16 protein-coding genes are annotated in these 15,750 nt (G+C 45.4%); 9 read left to right on the forward strand and 7 right to left on the reverse strand.

Annotation, left to right across the window (positions count from 1 at the left end):
* Nucleotides 1-72: 72 nt before the first annotated feature.
* The 5 genes from WR49_RS02760 to rlmJ all read left to right on the forward strand — a co-directional run bounded on the left by WR49_RS02760 (nt 73) and on the right by rlmJ (nt 7,578).
* Entirely contained in the window at nt 73-2,835 is a 2,763-nt protein-coding gene (locus tag WR49_RS02760) for a M16 family metallopeptidase (protein ID WP_046222981.1), read from the forward strand.
* A 270-nt stretch (nt 2,836-3,105) separates the two neighbouring features.
* Entirely contained in the window at nt 3,106-3,588 is a 483-nt protein-coding gene (locus WR49_RS02765; protein ID WP_046222982.1) for a hypothetical protein, read from the forward strand.
* Between the two features lie 168 nt (nt 3,589-3,756).
* The gene (gene secD, locus WR49_RS02770) at nt 3,757-5,556 is read left to right on the forward strand and encodes a protein translocase subunit SecD (protein ID WP_082082733.1); all 1,800 of its coding nucleotides are present in this window, start codon (nt 3,757-3,759) and stop codon (nt 5,554-5,556) included.
* A gap of 2 nt (nt 5,557-5,558) precedes the next feature.
* The gene (gene secF / locus WR49_RS02775) at nt 5,559-6,512 is read left to right on the forward strand and encodes a protein translocase subunit SecF (protein WP_046222983.1); all 954 of its coding nucleotides are present in this window, start codon (nt 5,559-5,561) and stop codon (nt 6,510-6,512) included.
* Between the two features lie 199 nt (nt 6,513-6,711).
* Nucleotides 6,712-7,578 carry a 23S rRNA (adenine(2030)-N(6))-methyltransferase RlmJ gene (gene rlmJ, locus WR49_RS02780; RefSeq protein WP_046222984.1) on the forward strand — a complete coding sequence of 289 codons (867 nt, stop codon included), beginning with the start codon at nt 6,712-6,714 and terminating at the stop codon, nt 7,576-7,578.
* Between the two features lie 296 nt (nt 7,579-7,874).
* Here rlmJ and WR49_RS02785 read toward each other — a convergent pair whose 3' ends face one another.
* From WR49_RS02785 to WR49_RS02795, 3 genes are all read right to left on the reverse strand, one after another.
* Nucleotides 7,875-8,963, reverse strand: coding sequence for an alkene reductase (locus WR49_RS02785; RefSeq protein ID WP_046222985.1), 1,089 nt, complete (start codon nt 8,961-8,963; stop codon nt 7,875-7,877).
* A 69-nt stretch (nt 8,964-9,032) separates the two neighbouring features.
* Complete coding sequence (locus tag WR49_RS02790; protein ID WP_046222986.1) at nt 9,033-10,256, reverse strand: MFS transporter; 1,224 nt, start codon at nt 10,254-10,256, stop codon at nt 9,033-9,035.
* Nucleotides 10,257-10,336: 80 nt separating this feature from the next.
* Nucleotides 10,337-11,020: an SDR family oxidoreductase gene (locus tag WR49_RS02795; RefSeq protein ID WP_046222987.1), complete on the reverse strand. Its 684-nt coding sequence runs from the start codon at nt 11,018-11,020 to the stop codon at nt 10,337-10,339.
* 119 nt (nt 11,021-11,139) lie between these two features.
* Between WR49_RS02795 and WR49_RS02800 the strand changes: the two genes are divergently transcribed.
* From WR49_RS02800 to WR49_RS02815, 4 genes are all read left to right on the forward strand, one after another.
* Nucleotides 11,140-12,093, forward strand: coding sequence for a LysR family transcriptional regulator (locus WR49_RS02800; protein ID WP_017057648.1), 954 nt, complete (start codon nt 11,140-11,142; stop codon nt 12,091-12,093).
* A 90-nt stretch (nt 12,094-12,183) separates the two neighbouring features.
* The gene (locus WR49_RS02805; protein WP_017070209.1) at nt 12,184-12,576 is read left to right on the forward strand and encodes a GFA family protein; all 393 of its coding nucleotides are present in this window, start codon (nt 12,184-12,186) and stop codon (nt 12,574-12,576) included.
* 29 nt (nt 12,577-12,605) lie between these two features.
* A complete protein-coding gene (locus WR49_RS02810; protein ID WP_046222988.1) occupies nt 12,606-13,073 on the forward strand; it encodes an OsmC family protein in 468 nt (155 codons plus the stop codon).
* A 168-nt stretch (nt 13,074-13,241) separates the two neighbouring features.
* Complete coding sequence (locus WR49_RS02815) at nt 13,242-13,586, forward strand: ribosome recycling factor family protein (RefSeq protein WP_046222989.1); 345 nt, start codon at nt 13,242-13,244, stop codon at nt 13,584-13,586.
* A gap of 144 nt (nt 13,587-13,730) precedes the next feature.
* Here WR49_RS02815 and WR49_RS02820 read toward each other — a convergent pair whose 3' ends face one another.
* The 4 genes from WR49_RS02820 to WR49_RS02835 form a co-directional block, all read right to left on the reverse strand.
* A complete protein-coding gene (locus tag WR49_RS02820) occupies nt 13,731-13,970 on the reverse strand; it encodes an RNA recognition motif domain-containing protein (protein ID WP_017061273.1) in 240 nt (79 codons plus the stop codon).
* A 125-nt stretch (nt 13,971-14,095) separates the two neighbouring features.
* Entirely contained in the window at nt 14,096-14,359 is a 264-nt protein-coding gene (locus WR49_RS02825) for a hypothetical protein (protein WP_017057643.1), read from the reverse strand.
* A gap of 228 nt (nt 14,360-14,587) precedes the next feature.
* A complete protein-coding gene (locus WR49_RS02830) occupies nt 14,588-15,130 on the reverse strand; it encodes a DUF3833 domain-containing protein (RefSeq protein ID WP_017057641.1) in 543 nt (180 codons plus the stop codon).
* Complete coding sequence (locus WR49_RS02835; protein WP_017057640.1) at nt 15,127-15,750, reverse strand: chalcone isomerase family protein; 624 nt, start codon at nt 15,748-15,750, stop codon at nt 15,127-15,129. Before WR49_RS02835 ends, WR49_RS02830 begins: the two co-directional genes overlap by 4 nt.

Genomic DNA, 15,750 nt, shown 5'->3' on the forward strand with positions numbered 1-15,750 from the left:
TTTGATTTAATAAGAAATTATTACATTTTATCGATAGGATATATTGAAGAGAATTACTTCAGAGAGATCGTTATGAAAGCACACTATTTAGTCATCGTATTAAGTACCGCGTTGCTAGGTTGCAGCTCAACGCCTCAGCAGCAAACGTTATTGAAATCCGATCCATATTGGGTCACAGGTGAGTTAGATAACGGCTTAACCTACCACGTTTACCCTGACCGAGAACAACCCGTATCAGTACGCCTACTTGTTCACGCCGGATCTTTTCAAGAGAGCGAACAACAAAAAGGTTACGCCCATTTTGTTGAGCATATGGCGTTTAATGGCAGCAAAAATTTTTCAGGTAATGATGTAGTAGAACTATTTGAGCAATCTGGTGCTAGCTTTGGCGCTGACTTAAATGCTTATACCTCTTATCAAGAAACCCTCTATAAGTTGGATTTACCCGATAATAAAAATCTAGACAAAGCGCTGGCATGGTTTAGAGATATTGGTGATGGTTTACTGCTCTCCGAAACTGAGACCAAAAAAGAGAAAGGAGTAATACTTGGGGAGTTTCGACACTCGCGAGTTAAAGATAAGCCTCTTTCGTTTCAGTTCTATAATCATATGGTTGAGGGTACGAATTACCAAAGCCACGATCCCATGGGCAATAAAAAATCCGTTTCTAATGTGAGTGCCAAAGAATTAGAGAACTTTTATCAAACCTGGTATCAACCTCAACTAACCGAGGTGATTGTTTCAGGTGATATTACACTGGCAGAAGTGATTCCGTTGATCGAAAAAAGCTTCTCTAGTTGGCAAAGAGGCACGACACCTGTTCCCGTGAAGAAATTATCAACGAACTACAATACTCAAGATTTTGTGGCGTACGTCGCAGGGAGCGAGTCACCAAGTATCGGGATTGTCATTGATCGTGGGGAAAGAGTGACACACAGCCATGAGCAGCAACATCAACTTTGGTTAGACGAAATAGCTCAGCAACTTATCCAACAAAGATTGAATTCTGATTTTGTTGACGCTGCGCTACCAGTGCAATGGGTTGCTTCGATTCCTTACTTATTAGAGTACCAACGCTATTCTATTACAACGGTTGGCTTTCCTGCCGATAGTCGAGAGCAAAGTCAGCAGCAGTTTATTTCTACTCTCTCTTCTTTACGTGATCATGGCGTGAGTGAGAATGAGTTTATGAGTGTAATACAGGCCTACCAAGCGAATCTTGATGACATTCAAGTGAACTGGGAAAAAATGGATGCAGTGGGTCATGCGAATGGTAAGTCGACGGCACTGGTGATTAACCAGACGGTTCAATCACAGCTTGATTATAAGTCGAGCTTGAAAACGTTTCTTGCTAATACGGATCTCAAAGCCGTAAATGATAATTTAGATGATTTACTTTCTAGCCCATATATTTTGGGATTAGGTTTATCGTCTAAAGAAGATTTGCAGGCAATGAATGACGAGCTAAAAGATGTCAGGAGAACCTATAAGAAAACTGGCAACAAACCATTGCTCGTTACTGCAAGCTCTGCGTTTAGTGTGCCAGCGTCTCAAGGAAAAATTGTAAAGCAAGTTCAGGTGAGTGACGATCCTAATTTGAAGCAATGGACATTAAGCAACGGCATTGAAGTTTGGTACTTACGTAACTCTGAGGCGGGTAATAATGTTGGCGTGTACTATGCGAGTGAGGGTGGAAAAGCGGCGTTGGATCCTTCGCTGTTTCCTGCTGTAGAAATTGCGCTGCAAGCTTCGATTCGTAGTGGTGTTGGTAAATTTAGTGGTTCGGAGCTAACCGCTCACTTGAGACGCGAAGACATTGAAATCTATCCCTTCATCAACTTTACTCATCATGGCTTAGAAATAAGCGCCAAGAAAAAGACGCTTGCAGAAGGTTTAGCTGCGCTCCACACCATTGTAACCGAACCTAAAATAGACAGTGACCAGCTTGAGGCCGTGAAGTCTGAATTTGCTCAATCTCGTACCGCATATCTAGAAACACCTGTGGGGCAGTTTATTCAGATGGTTAATCGCAATAGCTATCAAACAAGCAGCCGCCACATGATGCTTGAAAGTGACGATATCAAAGCTGTCACGTCGCAAGATATACTTAACGTGCAGCATCAACTCTTTCAAAAATTGAGAGACAATACGTTAGTTATTGTTGCTGATATTAACCCCGCTGAAATCAAGCCTCTTGTGCGTCAATATGTTGCTTCATTGCCACTAGAAGCCGTTGTGTCTCCTCATTATAAGGTGGCTTATAGTACTGATTCGAAAGAACGAATGGATATATCCATTAATAATGAAGACAGCAGCCAGTATTTATTGCGTGTGATTTCCCAGCAAGCTCGGGATAAAACTGCAAAAGATGTGTTTATGGACGATATGCTTCAGCGTGTGTTGTCGAGCCGTTTAACGGCTTATGTTCGTGAAGAGTTAGGTTTGGATTATGCGCCTTATGTGTACTCGGTCGCACAAGACAGTGAGCCTAGCTATGACTGGCTAATCGGCTCTTTAACGGCTCCAGAAAACTCAGATAAAATTGAACAGGCGATTGATAAGGTCATTGTTGAAGCTGCAAAAGGGATTTCTGAAGATGAGACTCGAACGGCAGCTAAGCAGCTGTTGGCAGACCTCACTCCACTCCAAACTAAGCCGACTGAACAAGCTTGGTTTATTTCGCGTTACTTAATTCATGACTATGGTGTTGAAGCATTGTTTGATCTACAGAGAATGACGGATTCTATTTCTAGTAAAGACATGACGGAGTATGCGAAAGAGATTTTTGGCGATAACAGTTATAAATTGAAGAACTTGTTAAGACCACAAAGCTAAGCTAAATCGCTTTTCAGGTAAGTAACCTATCAGCCCTGAATCTGCGAGTTTGGAGCGAAGCCAAATGTTAAGTCATTTGGCTTTTTGTTTTCTCGCGACACAGGATGCGCAAACACAGCGCAATGAGGTGAACAATTGTCAGCGTAATGTCAAATGTCGGCGGTTGTGATTTCAAATCAATTGTAACTTTCATAGCTGTTCTATATTGTCACTGTTTCTACCATTCAGGATTGTTGTTCATTGCTTAAACTGGGTACCCGATTAGTCTTAATGTTGTTTTTACTGAGCTTTGGCTTAGTGAATTCTAACGGCTATTCGTTTCCTTCTAAGCCATTCCAAATTCATTCGGCTCAAGCGCAATCTTCGCAGAATGAACAATCTTCCTCGATAAAACAGTGTAAACAAGCCACTACGGATAATCCGTCGGGTTATTTAGAGTGCGATAAGGTTCCGTTTGGCACCGTGCCTTCTGGTGACAGTTCCAACTATCACGACACCGAATCAAACCTTCAAGCAGCAAACTTCAGACGTATGCTCAGTAACGAGCAAGAAAGCGTGGCCGATCTTGAGCCTGCTTATCATCTATTGATCGACTTCTCTCCCCCTTCATTACTGGCTTCTCTGCTTTTCAACACACCGTTGTTGGATTCCAAGCAGCACTGGACCAGCATTGTGAGTTCTCCGTCCTCCCGGCTTTCTGGGTGGAAAGAGGGCAATATTCAATACTCGCATTTCCGAGAACTTCTTAGCTAATCGTTTGACCCCAAATTGGTCGTATCGATGGCCGCCTCGTGCCCGTTGAATTCGCCAATTAATCAAAATATAGCGACACACCATTTTTAACATTACTACTCAATCAGCTGGTTCTGGTTGAGGCTAGTCATCGTTCGTGTTCGCAAAACTTAGTTCAAAGAAGAGATCTTGACTGTGAAAAAACGCATTCCAAGAAAACAAATAAACCACTACTCAAAGTGGAAATACGTGGTACTTATCGCCACTATCATCATCATGGTTCTGAGTGCTCTACCTTCTTGGTATGGCGAGAACGCTTCGGTTCAAATAAGTAACCGTTCTGAGCAAACTATCGATGCTACTCAGGTAACTCAATACCTTGCGAGTGAAGGCATCCAAGCCAAATCAGCCTTTCAAAAAGACAAACGTTTAGTCGTTATTTTGGAAGACGCCGAGCAACAAGCGAAAGCCAAAGAAGTGCTTAATGAGCGCTTTCTCGACAACGCGACGGTTGCGCTTGCTATGGAGCCAGCAGCACCTAAATGGCTAACAGATATGGGCTTCGCGCCGATTCAGCTAGGTCTTGATTTACGTGGTGGTGTGCAGTTCCTGTTAGAAGTGGACATGGAACCGGTTTACCACGCACAAGCGCAATCTGTGGTCGATGAGATCACCAGCCAAGTGCGTTATGCACGCGGTAAAGTGGTGAACAACCAAGTTGAGTTTAACTTCCGTACTGATGCAGATTTCGAAAAAGCACAAAAGCTGATTCGTGAAGAGTTCCCACAATGGCAACGTGACCGTTCAGATAAATCGCTAACGTTAACTCAGTCTGAAGAAGAGCAAAGAACGCTACGTAATCTAACGGTTCAACAAAACCTGCAAATCATGCGCAGCCGTATTGAAGAGCTAGGTATCACAGAAGCATCGATTCAACGCCAAGGTGAAAGCCGTATCCGTATCGAATTGCCGGGTGTACAAGACCCAGCAGCCGCGAAAGACGTGATTGGTGCTACTGCTTCACTAGCGTTCTATTCGGTGTACGACAATGCAACGCGCAATACTCAAACTCTGAAAGATTCAGATGGCAATCGTGTCGTTGTTGCTCGCAAAGCGGTATTAAGCGGTGAACACATTATCGACGCACGCAGTGGCATTGGTGAGATGGGCAGTGCAGAAGTAAATATTACGCTGGATTCTTCTGGTGGTAAGAAAATGTCTGAGTTTTCTCGCCATAACATCGGCAAGCCAATGGCGACTGTTTACAGCGAATACAGCCGTGACAAAGCCGGTAACAGCGAGAAAACCAGTGAAGTGATCAGTGTGGCGAACATCCAATCTCAATTGGGTAGCCGCTTTAGAATCACAGGTGCAGGCAGCATGGCTGAAGCACAAGAGCTGGCTCTATTGCTTCGTGCTGGTTCATTGACTGCGCCAGTGACCATCATTGAAGAGCGTACCATTGGCCCATCTCTGGGTGCTGAAAACGTCACTAACGGCTTTACTGCTTTGGCACTTGGCCTTGGTCTAACTCTCACGTTTATGGCGCTATGGTATCGCCGCCTTGGTTGGGTTGCGAACGCTGCATTGGTCGTTAACATGACCACTCTATTTGGTTTGATTGCAATGCTACCGGGTGCGGTATTAACCCTGCCAGGCATTGCGGGTTTGGTATTAACGGTCGGTATGGCGGTCGATACCAACGTGCTTATCTTTGAGCGTATTCGAGACAAGATGAAAGAAGGACGCAGCTTTGCGAGCTCCATCGACCGTGGCTTTGATAGCGCATTCTCTTCAATCTTCGATGCCAACGTCACCACCATGATTGTTGCCGTGGCTCTGTACACCATTGGTAATGGACCAATTCAAGGGTTCGCATTGACCTTAGGTTTGGGTCTTCTAACCAGTATGTTTACAGGCATTTTTGCGTCACGCGCGATCATCAATTTGGTTTGGGGGCGTGACCAACGCCACGACGTAAGGATTTAAGCATGAGTATTTCAAATATGACTAACTCAAACAGCAATATTTCAGACCGCTATATTTCAGACAGCAATATGACTCGCCTTCGTAAGGTGATGTCTGCGATATCTATTGTGCTGTTCATGAGCTCTGTGATGCTGGTGGCGGTGAAAGGTTTTAACTGGGGCTTGGACTTCACAGGCGGTGTGGTTGCCGAGGTTCAGCTCTCTGATCAAGTAACCAAAGATGCGTTAAAAACAAAACTTGATACGGCTTTCCAACAAGACGTGCAAGTGGTTGGTATGGCAGAACAGGATCGCTGGACAATCCGTTACAGCCAATTGACGGATGCGGCACAGCCTAACCTAGTGGATGTTTTGTCATCGGTGAGCGACCAAGTACAAGTGCTTAACAGCAGTGTGGTTGGGCCTCAAGTGGGTCAAGACATGGTTGACCAAGGAGGCTTGGCGGTATTGGTGTGTTTCCTAATGATCATGTTGTACCTGAGTGTGCGATTTGAGTGGCGTTTGGCATTGGGTGCACTTGCTGCGATCATTTATGACGTGATGCTTATCTTGGGCTTATTCGCTTTTACTCAGTTCGAGTTCAACCTGACTGTGTTAGCGGCTGTGTTGGCGATTTTGGGTTACTCATTGAATGACTCGATCATCATTGCCGACCGTGTTCGTGAAATGCTACGAGGTAACCCTAACGGTGATACGGACAACCTGCTTAACGAATCGGTTAAAGCGACCTTCTCACGCACCATGGTGACATCAGGAACCACGTTGATCACCGTATCAGCGCTTTGGCTGCTTGGTGGCGCAGCACTGCAAGGTTTCGCGATTGCACTGGTTGTCGGTATTGTCAGCGGTACGTGGTCTTCCGTTTCCGTAGGCATCACACTGCCTAAGTTACTTGGACTACAGCCTTGTCACTACCAAGTGAAACCACCAGTAGAAATTGAGGGTGAGTACCCTTAGGCTCTCTATTGGTTAACAGTACCACTTAGTCAGTAACGTCAATAAAGCCCTTCGTTTATAACAAAACGAGGGGCTTTATTTTTTATAAGAGTCAAGCAGTTAGTCAAAAGAGGCTAATTCAAAAAACAATAGATTGAGCAAGCAAGTCCTCAGGATATGAAGTATGTTTATATGACGCTAGTAGAGATGAGGCAAGGGAATGGAATATCGACATCAATGTCACGTAGGCGATCATGGGGATGCACTCAAGCATCCAGTCTTGAGTGCACTGGTTAAATCATTAATGCAGCAACACTCACGCCTCAATGTTATCGACACACACTCAGGAACAGGGTGTTATGATCTAACCACAGCGCCAAGTAATCATGCGGGCGAGTTCGCAGAAGGGGTCGGCTATTTATGGCGAAACAAGGCTTATCTTCCAGAGTCGTTTGCATCTTTTATGTCGGTGCTGGAATACTACAATCCGAATCAGATTCTCACGCTGTATCCCGGCTCTGCGGCCATCACCTATCAACAAGGCCGCAGCCAAGATAGTTTCTATTTTTCAGACATTCAGCAAGATGAAGCCGACCTATTACAAGTCAACATTGAGAAGCTGCAACGAGATCTTGATGTTTCAAGTAAGCTCACCATTACCGCGGGCGATGGCTTGAAAGCACTGCCTGATGACATAGCAAAACACGATAATCATCACCTGATTGTCATCGACCCACCCTATGAAACCGATTCTGAATACCTCGCGGTGATCGATGCCTTGGTTAAGGCGTATCAGCAGTCTGAGAAGGTATCAGCATTAATTTGGTATCCGCTGTACACGGATGATAAGAGCTCACTGATTCTGAACCACAGCGTGACAGCGGTGAAAGATGGCTTGCTACCAAGTCCGATTAAGTCGGAGCTTCGTCTTCGAGATCCCAAGGGTGATGATCGCCTGATCGGCAGTGGTTTGCTGTTATTCAATCCACCACAAGGCATCGCTGGAACGGTCGCAGATACGCTCGATTATTTACACAGCCAACTCGCAACCAATGGTGAAGGCTACTGGCAAATGAGAAGCTTATAGGTTTGATTTTTATGAGTTTTATGATGCTTTTCTAGACGTCACTCACTAAATCACTGTTATCTATGTGGTTTAAATTGACCAAACGCTAACTTTTATCGATTGATTAATTGCAGTGAATCATTTAAAAATAGAATACCAATGCGCAAAGGTGCATAAAGGCTCATAAGTTAAATAATTAATCTTAAGATTAAACTCGATTGCGGTTTACCCCCTAAACTGCATTAGGCTCGCACTAGTCATGCGAGCCTTTCTTTTGCCTGAAGGAAATGTTTCTGGTGGTTAATCTTCTACATCCGTTATAACACCGGATAATCGATATAGCCCTTTTCGTTGCCGCCGAATAGAGTAGCGCCGTCGAGTTGTGCTAGTTCGCTGCCGTTTTGTAGGCGTGAAACGAGATCTGGGTTTGCCACGAACGGGCGACCAAATGCGACGAGGTCGGCGTAGCCTTTGCTTAGTACTTCTTCAGCGCGTTCTGGTGTGTAGCTGCCAGCAACGATGATGGTGTTAGAGAACAACTCTCTTAGCTCTATACGGAAGCTTTCAGGGATAACCGGTGCATCATCCCAGTCGGCTTCTGATAGGTGTAGATAAGCGATATTACGAGCTTGCAGTTCCTTTGACGCTTCTAGAATCGTTGGCACGATGTCTGGGCAGTTCATGTCTTTGAAGGTGATGAACGGGGCTAAACGTACGCCTACTTTGTCAGCACCAATCGCTTCAATGACTGCATCCACGACTTCAATTAGAAAGCGAAGTCGGTTTTCACGACTGCCACCGTAGTTGTCGGTGCGCTTGTTTGAGTTGGTTCTTAGGAACTGGTCAATTAGGTAGCCATTGCCGCCGTGGATCTCGACGCCATTAAACCCTGCTTCTACCGCTTTTTTCGCCGAGTTCGCAAAATCTTGAACGACACGATCGATGTCTGCTTGGGTCATCGCTCTTGGTTGGATGCAATCCACCATGTTGCCGTTTCCATTCTCATCAGAAATCCAAACCTGAGTTTCTACTGGTACCAATGCTGAAGGTGCAATTGGCAGTTCGCCCTTTTGAAAGGTTGGGTGAGACACGCGGCCGACATGCCATAGCTGGCAGAATATCGCAGCGCCTTGTTCTTTTGCGGCTGTGGTTACTGATTTCCAACCTTCAATTTGAGCATCGGTATAAACGCCGGGTGTGAAGGAGTAGCCTTGAGAGTCGTCTGAGATCTGCGTTGCTTCCGTAATGATTAGCCCTGCACTGGCGCGTTGCTGGTAATAAGTCGCCATCATATCGTTTGGTACGTTCCCGGGCTGGCTAGTACGTGCGCGAGTCATGGGAGCCATAACCACACGGTTTTGCAGCTCTAGGCCTTTCAGTTCTGATGTTTCGAATAATTTTTTCATGGTGTTTACCTTGTTGGAGCATGTGGTCTTAAAGTTTTTGGTTTTGTCTAGTGCCAGTGGCAAGCGGAGTTACTTGTTTTCCGCAGGGCTAAAAATTGAGTTGCTCTGTGGTTTGTTAGCTCGGTTAGCTTTGGCGATTAGCAGCAAGCCAATCACGGGGACAACAACGGCTGCGAATGGAATCATGCCTGCGCCTAGTTGGCTGTCGATCACCATGCCGCCAAGGAAGCCACCAAAGGCATTAGCTAAGTTAAACGCTGAGATATTCGCGGTGGCTGCTAACTCTTGGCCTTCGCCACCGTGGTTCATTACTCGAAGTTGCATAGCAGGAACGTTCGCAAATGATGCAATACCAAAGACAAATGCCGCTGCAACGAATAGGATTTTGTTGTCTACCACAAGGCCAACCACCACCAATGACACAATCATTGCGACAGCCCAAAACATTGAAGCTTTGCCTAGGTTTTTATCTGAAGAACGTCCGCCCAAAGTGTTGCCGATGATTAAGCCAATACCCACAATGACTAAGATCCAAGTTACTGATTCTTGACCGTAGCCCGTGATGTGCATGGCGATAGGCGCTAGGTAGCCGTAAAGCGTCATAAAGCCAGACCAAGCAAATGCGGTGATCGCCAAGCTGATCAGCAGCATTGGATTTTTGAACGCCAGAAGCTGAGTTTTGATGTCTTTCGCTTCACTGTGCCCCGTTGATTTGATTGAGATTAGGATAGAGATCATCGCAACTGTGCCAAGCGCCGCTACGGTAAAGAAGGTGGTATGCCAACCGAGTTGCAAGCTCACCCAAGTCCCTGCGGGAACCCCAAGAACGTTAGCGAGCGTTAAGCCTGCGAACATTTGGCCAACGGCGCGACCTGCCATTTTCTCAGACACTAAATTGGTCGCGACAACTGCACCTATGCCATAGAAAGGACCTTGCACTAAGCCTGCGATAACGCGGCTTGCAAGTAGAAGTGGGTAACTAGGAGCTAAGGCTGACAAGATATTGCCGATGATGAACAAAGCCATTAAGCCAATCAGTACCATCTTCTTGTTAAAACGTGCGAGGTAGATGGTTAAGATCGGGCCACCAATAACGATAGCTAATGCGTAAGCACTGATTAGGTATCCGGCTTGACCTTCGGTGATCGAAAGGGATGTGGCAATTTGTGGAAGAATGCCGGCGATAACGAATTCAGCTGTGCCGATAGCAAAAGCCGCGAGTGTCAGTATCCAAACTTGGAATGGAATCTTTTCTTTATGGATAGTTTCTTGGTGGACGGCTTCTTGTTTCATGATGAGCTACCTATGTTGATTCTTGTTTGTTAGGGCGTTATATACAAGCCCTAACAATTGCATTTTGTGTCGTTAAGGGGTTAGCCGAGCAGAGCGCCGCCGTCGATGTCGATGATTGACCCAGTTACGTATGGGTTGTTAATCGCGAATAGGTAGCCCATTGCGATATCTTCAGCCTCTCCGACTTTGCCTGCTGGTAAGTTGTTTTTCGCGTTGTCGTACATGGTTGAACGAGCTGAGTCATCCATGTTTTTGTAGGCAGTTGTCATGGTTAGGCCAGGGCTGACGGCGTTGACTCGAATCGGTGATAGCTCTTTCGCCAGTATCTTAGTCACGCTTTCTAGTGCGGCGTTTATTGCCGTTTTTACGTAAGTGCCAGCGACCACTTTGCGCGATAGCATGCCCGTCGTGAGCGTGATCGAACCGTTAGGTTTCATGTAACGTGCTGCATGCTTAGCAACGTTTAGGCTGCCCCAAAACTTGGTATCGAATGCCGACTTTGCGTCGTCGATAGCAACGTCTGTCACTTTTCCAGCCGGAGCGGATGAGCCTGCCGTGACCACCAAGTGATCGAATGGACCAATTGATTCGAAGTATTCACAAATCGATTTTTCATGGCTGATATCAACACCAGTGTGACGGCTGGCAATGTGTACTGTGTTGTCTTCGTTTCTCAATTGCATTGCTAATGCTTTACCAATACCTGACGTGCCACCAATGATGACGAAGGTGTTTTTTTCTTGGTTTGCTAGTTCGTTGTTCATGTCTTGAATTCCTAAGTGTTCTGCTGATGGTTGTTATTATATTTATTCGACTAAATTTGATAATTGGCTAAAATATAAATTCATTATTCGGTTTAAATGAACAATAGGGCACGAATAGAATGGATAAGTTTTCAGACATGGCGATGTTCGTCAGTATTGTCAAACATCAAGGTTTGGCTGCCGCGGGGCGAGAGTTGGGTTTATCACCCGCGACCATGACAGCAAGGCTGCAGGCACTTGAAGAACGATATGGCGTGAAGTTGTTGAATCGAAGCACGCGACATGTGTCTTTGACTGACTCAGGCGAGCTGTATTACAAGGCATGTCTGGAGATATTAGATAATGTCAGCGAGGCTGAAAATCTGATTCAGAATGGTGTCAAAGAGGTTAAAGGCCCATTAAAGATCGCTGCGCCGAAAGACATCGGTAAGCAGTACATCCTGCCAATTTTGTCGGAATTTTGTCAGCAGTATCCAGATGTGATTCCTTACCTGTATTTGAACGATAACCTATCGAATATTGCGGAATCGGGCATGGATATCGTGATCCGTTATGGGGAGTTGGTCGACAGCAGTTTGATATCCAGACGTTTGTCGCCAAGCCGACGTGTGCTGTGTGCCTCGCCTGAATATCTTGCCAAGCATGGAACGCCGTTGACGCCACAAGATTTGGTCGAACACGATTGTTTAGCGATGCTGCGCAGCAATGAAGAACTCAAGACATGGCACTTCCAAGATCATGATATGAAGAAGTCGATTACCGTTGTACCAAAGCGATTCTCAGACGACGGTGAAGTGATTCGATATTGGGCATTAAAAGGCGAGGGCATTGCCCTTAAATCAGTGTTGGATGTGCAAGATGACATCAATAACCAGCGTCTTGTGACTCTGCTCAATGGCTACATGAAGAACTTTAACACCTCGACTTCTGTATCAAGCGCCGACTTGAATGTGGTGTACATCAGTAAGAAATATCAGCCGAAGCGTATCCGACTCTTCTTAGATTATCTTCTTGAGAATTTCAGTGGTTTGGTCGAGCGATCAGACAAAGAGTCGACGCTCACCTACGTATGACGGATCTCTCGAACTCAGCGCCAGCTTACGGACAGAGATCATTGAACTGGTTATCATACGAGCAACATAAGGACGTGATTGGAGAGAGAAATGAAAGTCGTCGGTAACACGGTTATTCAACCTTTTCACAAGGCAACCTGCCATTGCGGTGCGGTTGAACTAGAGCTCAGCTTACCTAACGGGATAGAAAAACCACGCCGCTGTGATTGTTCTATCTGTCGTCGCAGGGGAGCGATTGTGGGCTCTGTTGCGCTGGATGGAATCAAGATCCTCAAAGGTGCAGAGCATCTCAAGCTTTATCAATTCAATACCAACACCGCAAAGCATTATTTCTGCTCAAACTGTGGTATCTATACCCATCATCAACGCCGCTCAAGCCCAAATGAATATGGCTTTAATATCGGTTGTTTGGAAGGGGTGAACCCTTTTGATATTGGTGATGTGGTCACTAATGATGGTGTTAATCACCCCGCTGATCGTTAATTTATTGAGCACTATAAAGGGAAGGGATTATGTCTGAATATGGTGCGGTCATTCGTTGGCAAAAAGAGGAAGATGAAGCCTTTAGCGACAATCAATACAGTCGCAGCCATACGTGGGAGTTCGATGGTGGTGTCACTGTGCCTGCTTCCTCTTCGCCTCATGTGGTGCCATTGCCACTTTCGGTGGCCGAGAATGTTGATCCAGAAGAAGCCTTTATTGCAGCACTTTCTAGCTGTCATATGCTGACTTTTTTGGGCATCGCGGCTAAACAGAAGTATGTGATCGGTTCTTATGTGGACGATGCAGTTGGTGTGCTTGAAGAAGATGAGTCAGGTCGTTCGTCCGTTACAAAGGTAACGCTGCGACCTGAGATTGTGTTTTTAGGAACTAAGCAACCAACGGCCAAACAGATCCAAAAGCTGCACCATTTAGCGCATAAAAACTGTTTTATTGCGAACTCGGTAAAAACGGACATTGTGGTAGAAACTAAAGCGTAAACAACACACGTTAACATAGAACAACCGCGAGGCTGCCTAGTGCATCACTGGCGGTTTTTTTGTGTCTGTGTAATCCTACGTATGGTTTTATTAAGTGACAGCTAGAAAGTTCTGAGAGATAGGTAGAGAGCTCTTGAATGGTAGGAATAGATTGGTTAGCAGAGAGTTATGTTTAGTGTCCCATTGAATAGTTTTGTACATCGTGTGAGTGATAAAAGCCAAGTGATGGCGAATGCTGCGGAATGTGGATGCCAGTTGAAACGAGTCCGTCGTTCGCGTAATTGGTTGTTGGTCGCTCAAGAGCATCAACTCGTTGAATTTAAAGACTTGCTCACCCACGAAAAAGACGGTTGGATCGCCATTGCAATCGACAAAGTACTGCCTAAACCTGTGGTGTGTTTGGCTTCTCTGTTAGCGGCGACACCCTCGATGACTGTGGCGCAGCTGGTGATGGAGTCTGGATGTTCAATGGCAGAAGCAAGACGTGCGATTGATGAGCATGAAGGTCTGTAGGTGTATTCGAAGCGTGTGAAAAGAGAATCGAGAGCAGTAAAAAGCCCGTAACGATATTGCGCTGGAAAACGTCATATTGTTACGGGCTTTATCATCTGTGCTGCTGTTAAGCTAAGCAATGCGTCTTATGAAGCATTGACTCGATTAAGAGTTCGCTACTTTTACACGAATCGTGTTTTTGCCAAGCTTTGACAAGTTCAGCTTGTTTAGTGCCGCTTTAGCTTCTTCTTGCTCTGGCATTTCAACAAAAGCAAAGCCTTTTGAGTCGCCAGTTTCTTGGTCTAAAACTAGGCTGCACTCTTTTACTGAACCGAACTCAGAAAATAGCACACGGATGTCTTGCTCAGAAGTAGAGCGTGATAGGTTACGAACTAGAAGTTTCATAATAAACCTTGAATATGAATTTACGCCGAGCATTGTCGCACACTTTCATGCTCACCCTGACATAATAATTTAAGTTCATGCTTGCTTGGGTTTGTTAAGTCATGCCAGCGGTTTTTAGAGTCAGGTTACTCTTCGTCGAACTGTTTGATCGTGAACGCGTCTTCGATTCGGTTAAGCTCTTCTTGTTCTTTAACTCGCTTCTCTTCTTGAAGAGTCGCTTTCGTTTCGTTGAAACGTTTTTTCTCGGACTTAGTCAGGAATTTTACAGCTTTTTTGTTGGTCAGTGCGTAAGCAACGACGTCTTCACCTTTTTCTCTGCGGTCGTTTACGCGTTGTGAGAAACGTTCATTGTCGCGAGCTTTACGCTCCGCTGAGGTCAACTTGCTCATGCTTTAAAGCCTTTTCAATTAATCATGTTAGGAAATCTACGCTAGCGAAACAAATAGGAACTGCTATGTGTGAGCCTAGCCCATTTGTGTGCTGGTGGCGCATCTTAGCACAGAGCGTTGAGCTTGCAGGTATGCAATTCGCGAGATCAAACAAAACAGCCCACAACATATCTTTGTGGGCTGAAATTTCGCGCTAAACGAACAATATTAAATCTAAGGTTCGCTTCATCAGATTTTCTCTATGTATAAGATGACCTCACCGACCTTAAAGCCAAACTTCGACATTTCGGTTTTGTTGAATAGTCGTTTTTCGTCCATTAAGAACATCCAATCATCTAGTACGACTTCATAGGTGCTGCCGTCTACTTCAATTTCGAGGTCATACTTCCAGTACAGGGCGGAGCCTTGAGTCTCACCATAAGCGGTTCCAACGACATCGTTGGCAGTCCCAGAATAGGTATTTTCGCCCGTTTTGATCAGATTCCAAACGCGAGTTGAGCGCTCACCATCAGCAAAGGAGAACCACTCTTTTATCTCTCCGTTGTCACCGTCCCAAGTCGCGATAAGTTTGGCATCAAAGCGGCGCAGCAGGTTACCAGAGCGGTCGAGCACCATGCCATAGGCCATCAGATCACCATTAAAAAAGGTTTCAAGCTTGAGCTCTGGCGTAGTGTCGACATGGTCTTCTAAACTTGCAGAGCCACAGCCCGCTAGCAAAATGAGAGAAAGCAGTGCTAGAGCGAGTTTTATTATTTTTGTTTTTGGACTCATTTATTTAACCCTAATAGTTGTTTGCGTAGGCCGGGCTCGGATGTGTTTTCAGATAGCCAGATTGCCAAAAAAGCTTCACCAAATTGTTTGTCTTGGATGGTGCCGATCGGTTGTTCGTCGAAGTAGAACCGGCTTATATTGTCTTCTGTTACACGGATAGTGAGTGTGCTTCCTGCTTCAACGTTAGGCCACATCTCGTACAAAGGTTGTAGCCAACGTTGAATATTGTTGTTTGAGTAGCCAAGTTTGTTCCATTGCTCTTTCGTTGCGTCTACGAGGTCTTTGCTATCTATCGCGCGGTAATACTCAAGTTTTAATGCTCGATCTGAGTTGGTTGGCGTTGCGTAGAACTCAGCAGAATAAAGTTTCCAAAACAGGTAACTCATTTCGCCTTGGCCGCGTTTATTTAAATCATCAACAGCAGAGGCGTTCGCGTTTCCAGTAAAGAAGAGCACAGCAAAAATCAGGGGTAGTGTGATGAAGCTTACCAATCTGTTTGTTGTTTGAGTGCTCTCTTGATTTAGATAGCTTGATTGCACTGTAGATTTTGACAGCGCACGAACGCGGCTTGTTTCGTTCTCAGGTATGAACGCTTGGGTAGGGTTGCGTGAATAAGCCAT

Origin of the sequence: Vibrio sp. ECSMB14106 (genome assembly GCF_000972265.1) — a bacterium.
In the GTDB taxonomy this organism is placed as follows: Bacteria; Pseudomonadota; Gammaproteobacteria; order Enterobacterales; family Vibrionaceae; genus Vibrio; species Vibrio kanaloae.

Bases quoted from the DNA above. Each gene is read 5' to 3' on its own strand.
- WR49_RS02760 (WP_046222981.1), top strand. From the start codon at position 73: ATGAAAGCACACTATTTAGTCATCGTATTAAGTACCGCGTTGCTAGGT.
- WR49_RS02765 (WP_046222982.1), top strand. From the start codon at position 3,106: ATGTTGTTTTTACTGAGCTTTGGCTTAGTGAATTCTAACGGCTATTCG.
- secF (WP_046222983.1), top strand. From the start codon at position 5,559: ATGAGTATTTCAAATATGACTAACTCAAACAGCAATATTTCAGACCGC.
- rlmJ (WP_046222984.1), top strand. From the start codon at position 6,712: ATGGAATATCGACATCAATGTCACGTAGGCGATCATGGGGATGCACTC.
- WR49_RS02785 (WP_046222985.1), bottom strand. From the start codon at position 8,963: ATGAAAAAATTATTCGAAACATCAGAACTGAAAGGCCTAGAGCTGCAA.
- WR49_RS02790 (WP_046222986.1), bottom strand. From the start codon at position 10,256: ATGAAACAAGAAGCCGTCCACCAAGAAACTATCCATAAAGAAAAGATT.
- WR49_RS02795 (WP_046222987.1), bottom strand. From the start codon at position 11,020: ATGAACAACGAACTAGCAAACCAAGAAAAAAACACCTTCGTCATCATT.
- WR49_RS02800 (WP_017057648.1), top strand. From the start codon at position 11,140: ATGGATAAGTTTTCAGACATGGCGATGTTCGTCAGTATTGTCAAACAT.
- WR49_RS02805 (WP_017070209.1), top strand. From the start codon at position 12,184: ATGAAAGTCGTCGGTAACACGGTTATTCAACCTTTTCACAAGGCAACC.
- WR49_RS02810 (WP_046222988.1), top strand. From the start codon at position 12,606: ATGTCTGAATATGGTGCGGTCATTCGTTGGCAAAAAGAGGAAGATGAA.
- WR49_RS02815 (WP_046222989.1), top strand. From the start codon at position 13,242: ATGTTTAGTGTCCCATTGAATAGTTTTGTACATCGTGTGAGTGATAAA.
- WR49_RS02820 (WP_017061273.1), bottom strand. From the start codon at position 13,970: ATGAAACTTCTAGTTCGTAACCTATCACGCTCTACTTCTGAGCAAGAC.
- WR49_RS02825 (WP_017057643.1), bottom strand. From the start codon at position 14,359: ATGAGCAAGTTGACCTCAGCGGAGCGTAAAGCTCGCGACAATGAACGT.
- WR49_RS02830 (WP_017057641.1), bottom strand. From the start codon at position 15,130: ATGAGTCCAAAAACAAAAATAATAAAACTCGCTCTAGCACTGCTTTCT.
- WR49_RS02835 (WP_017057640.1), bottom strand. From the start codon at position 15,750: ATGGCTTATTCACGCAACCCTACCCAAGCGTTCATACCTGAGAACGAA.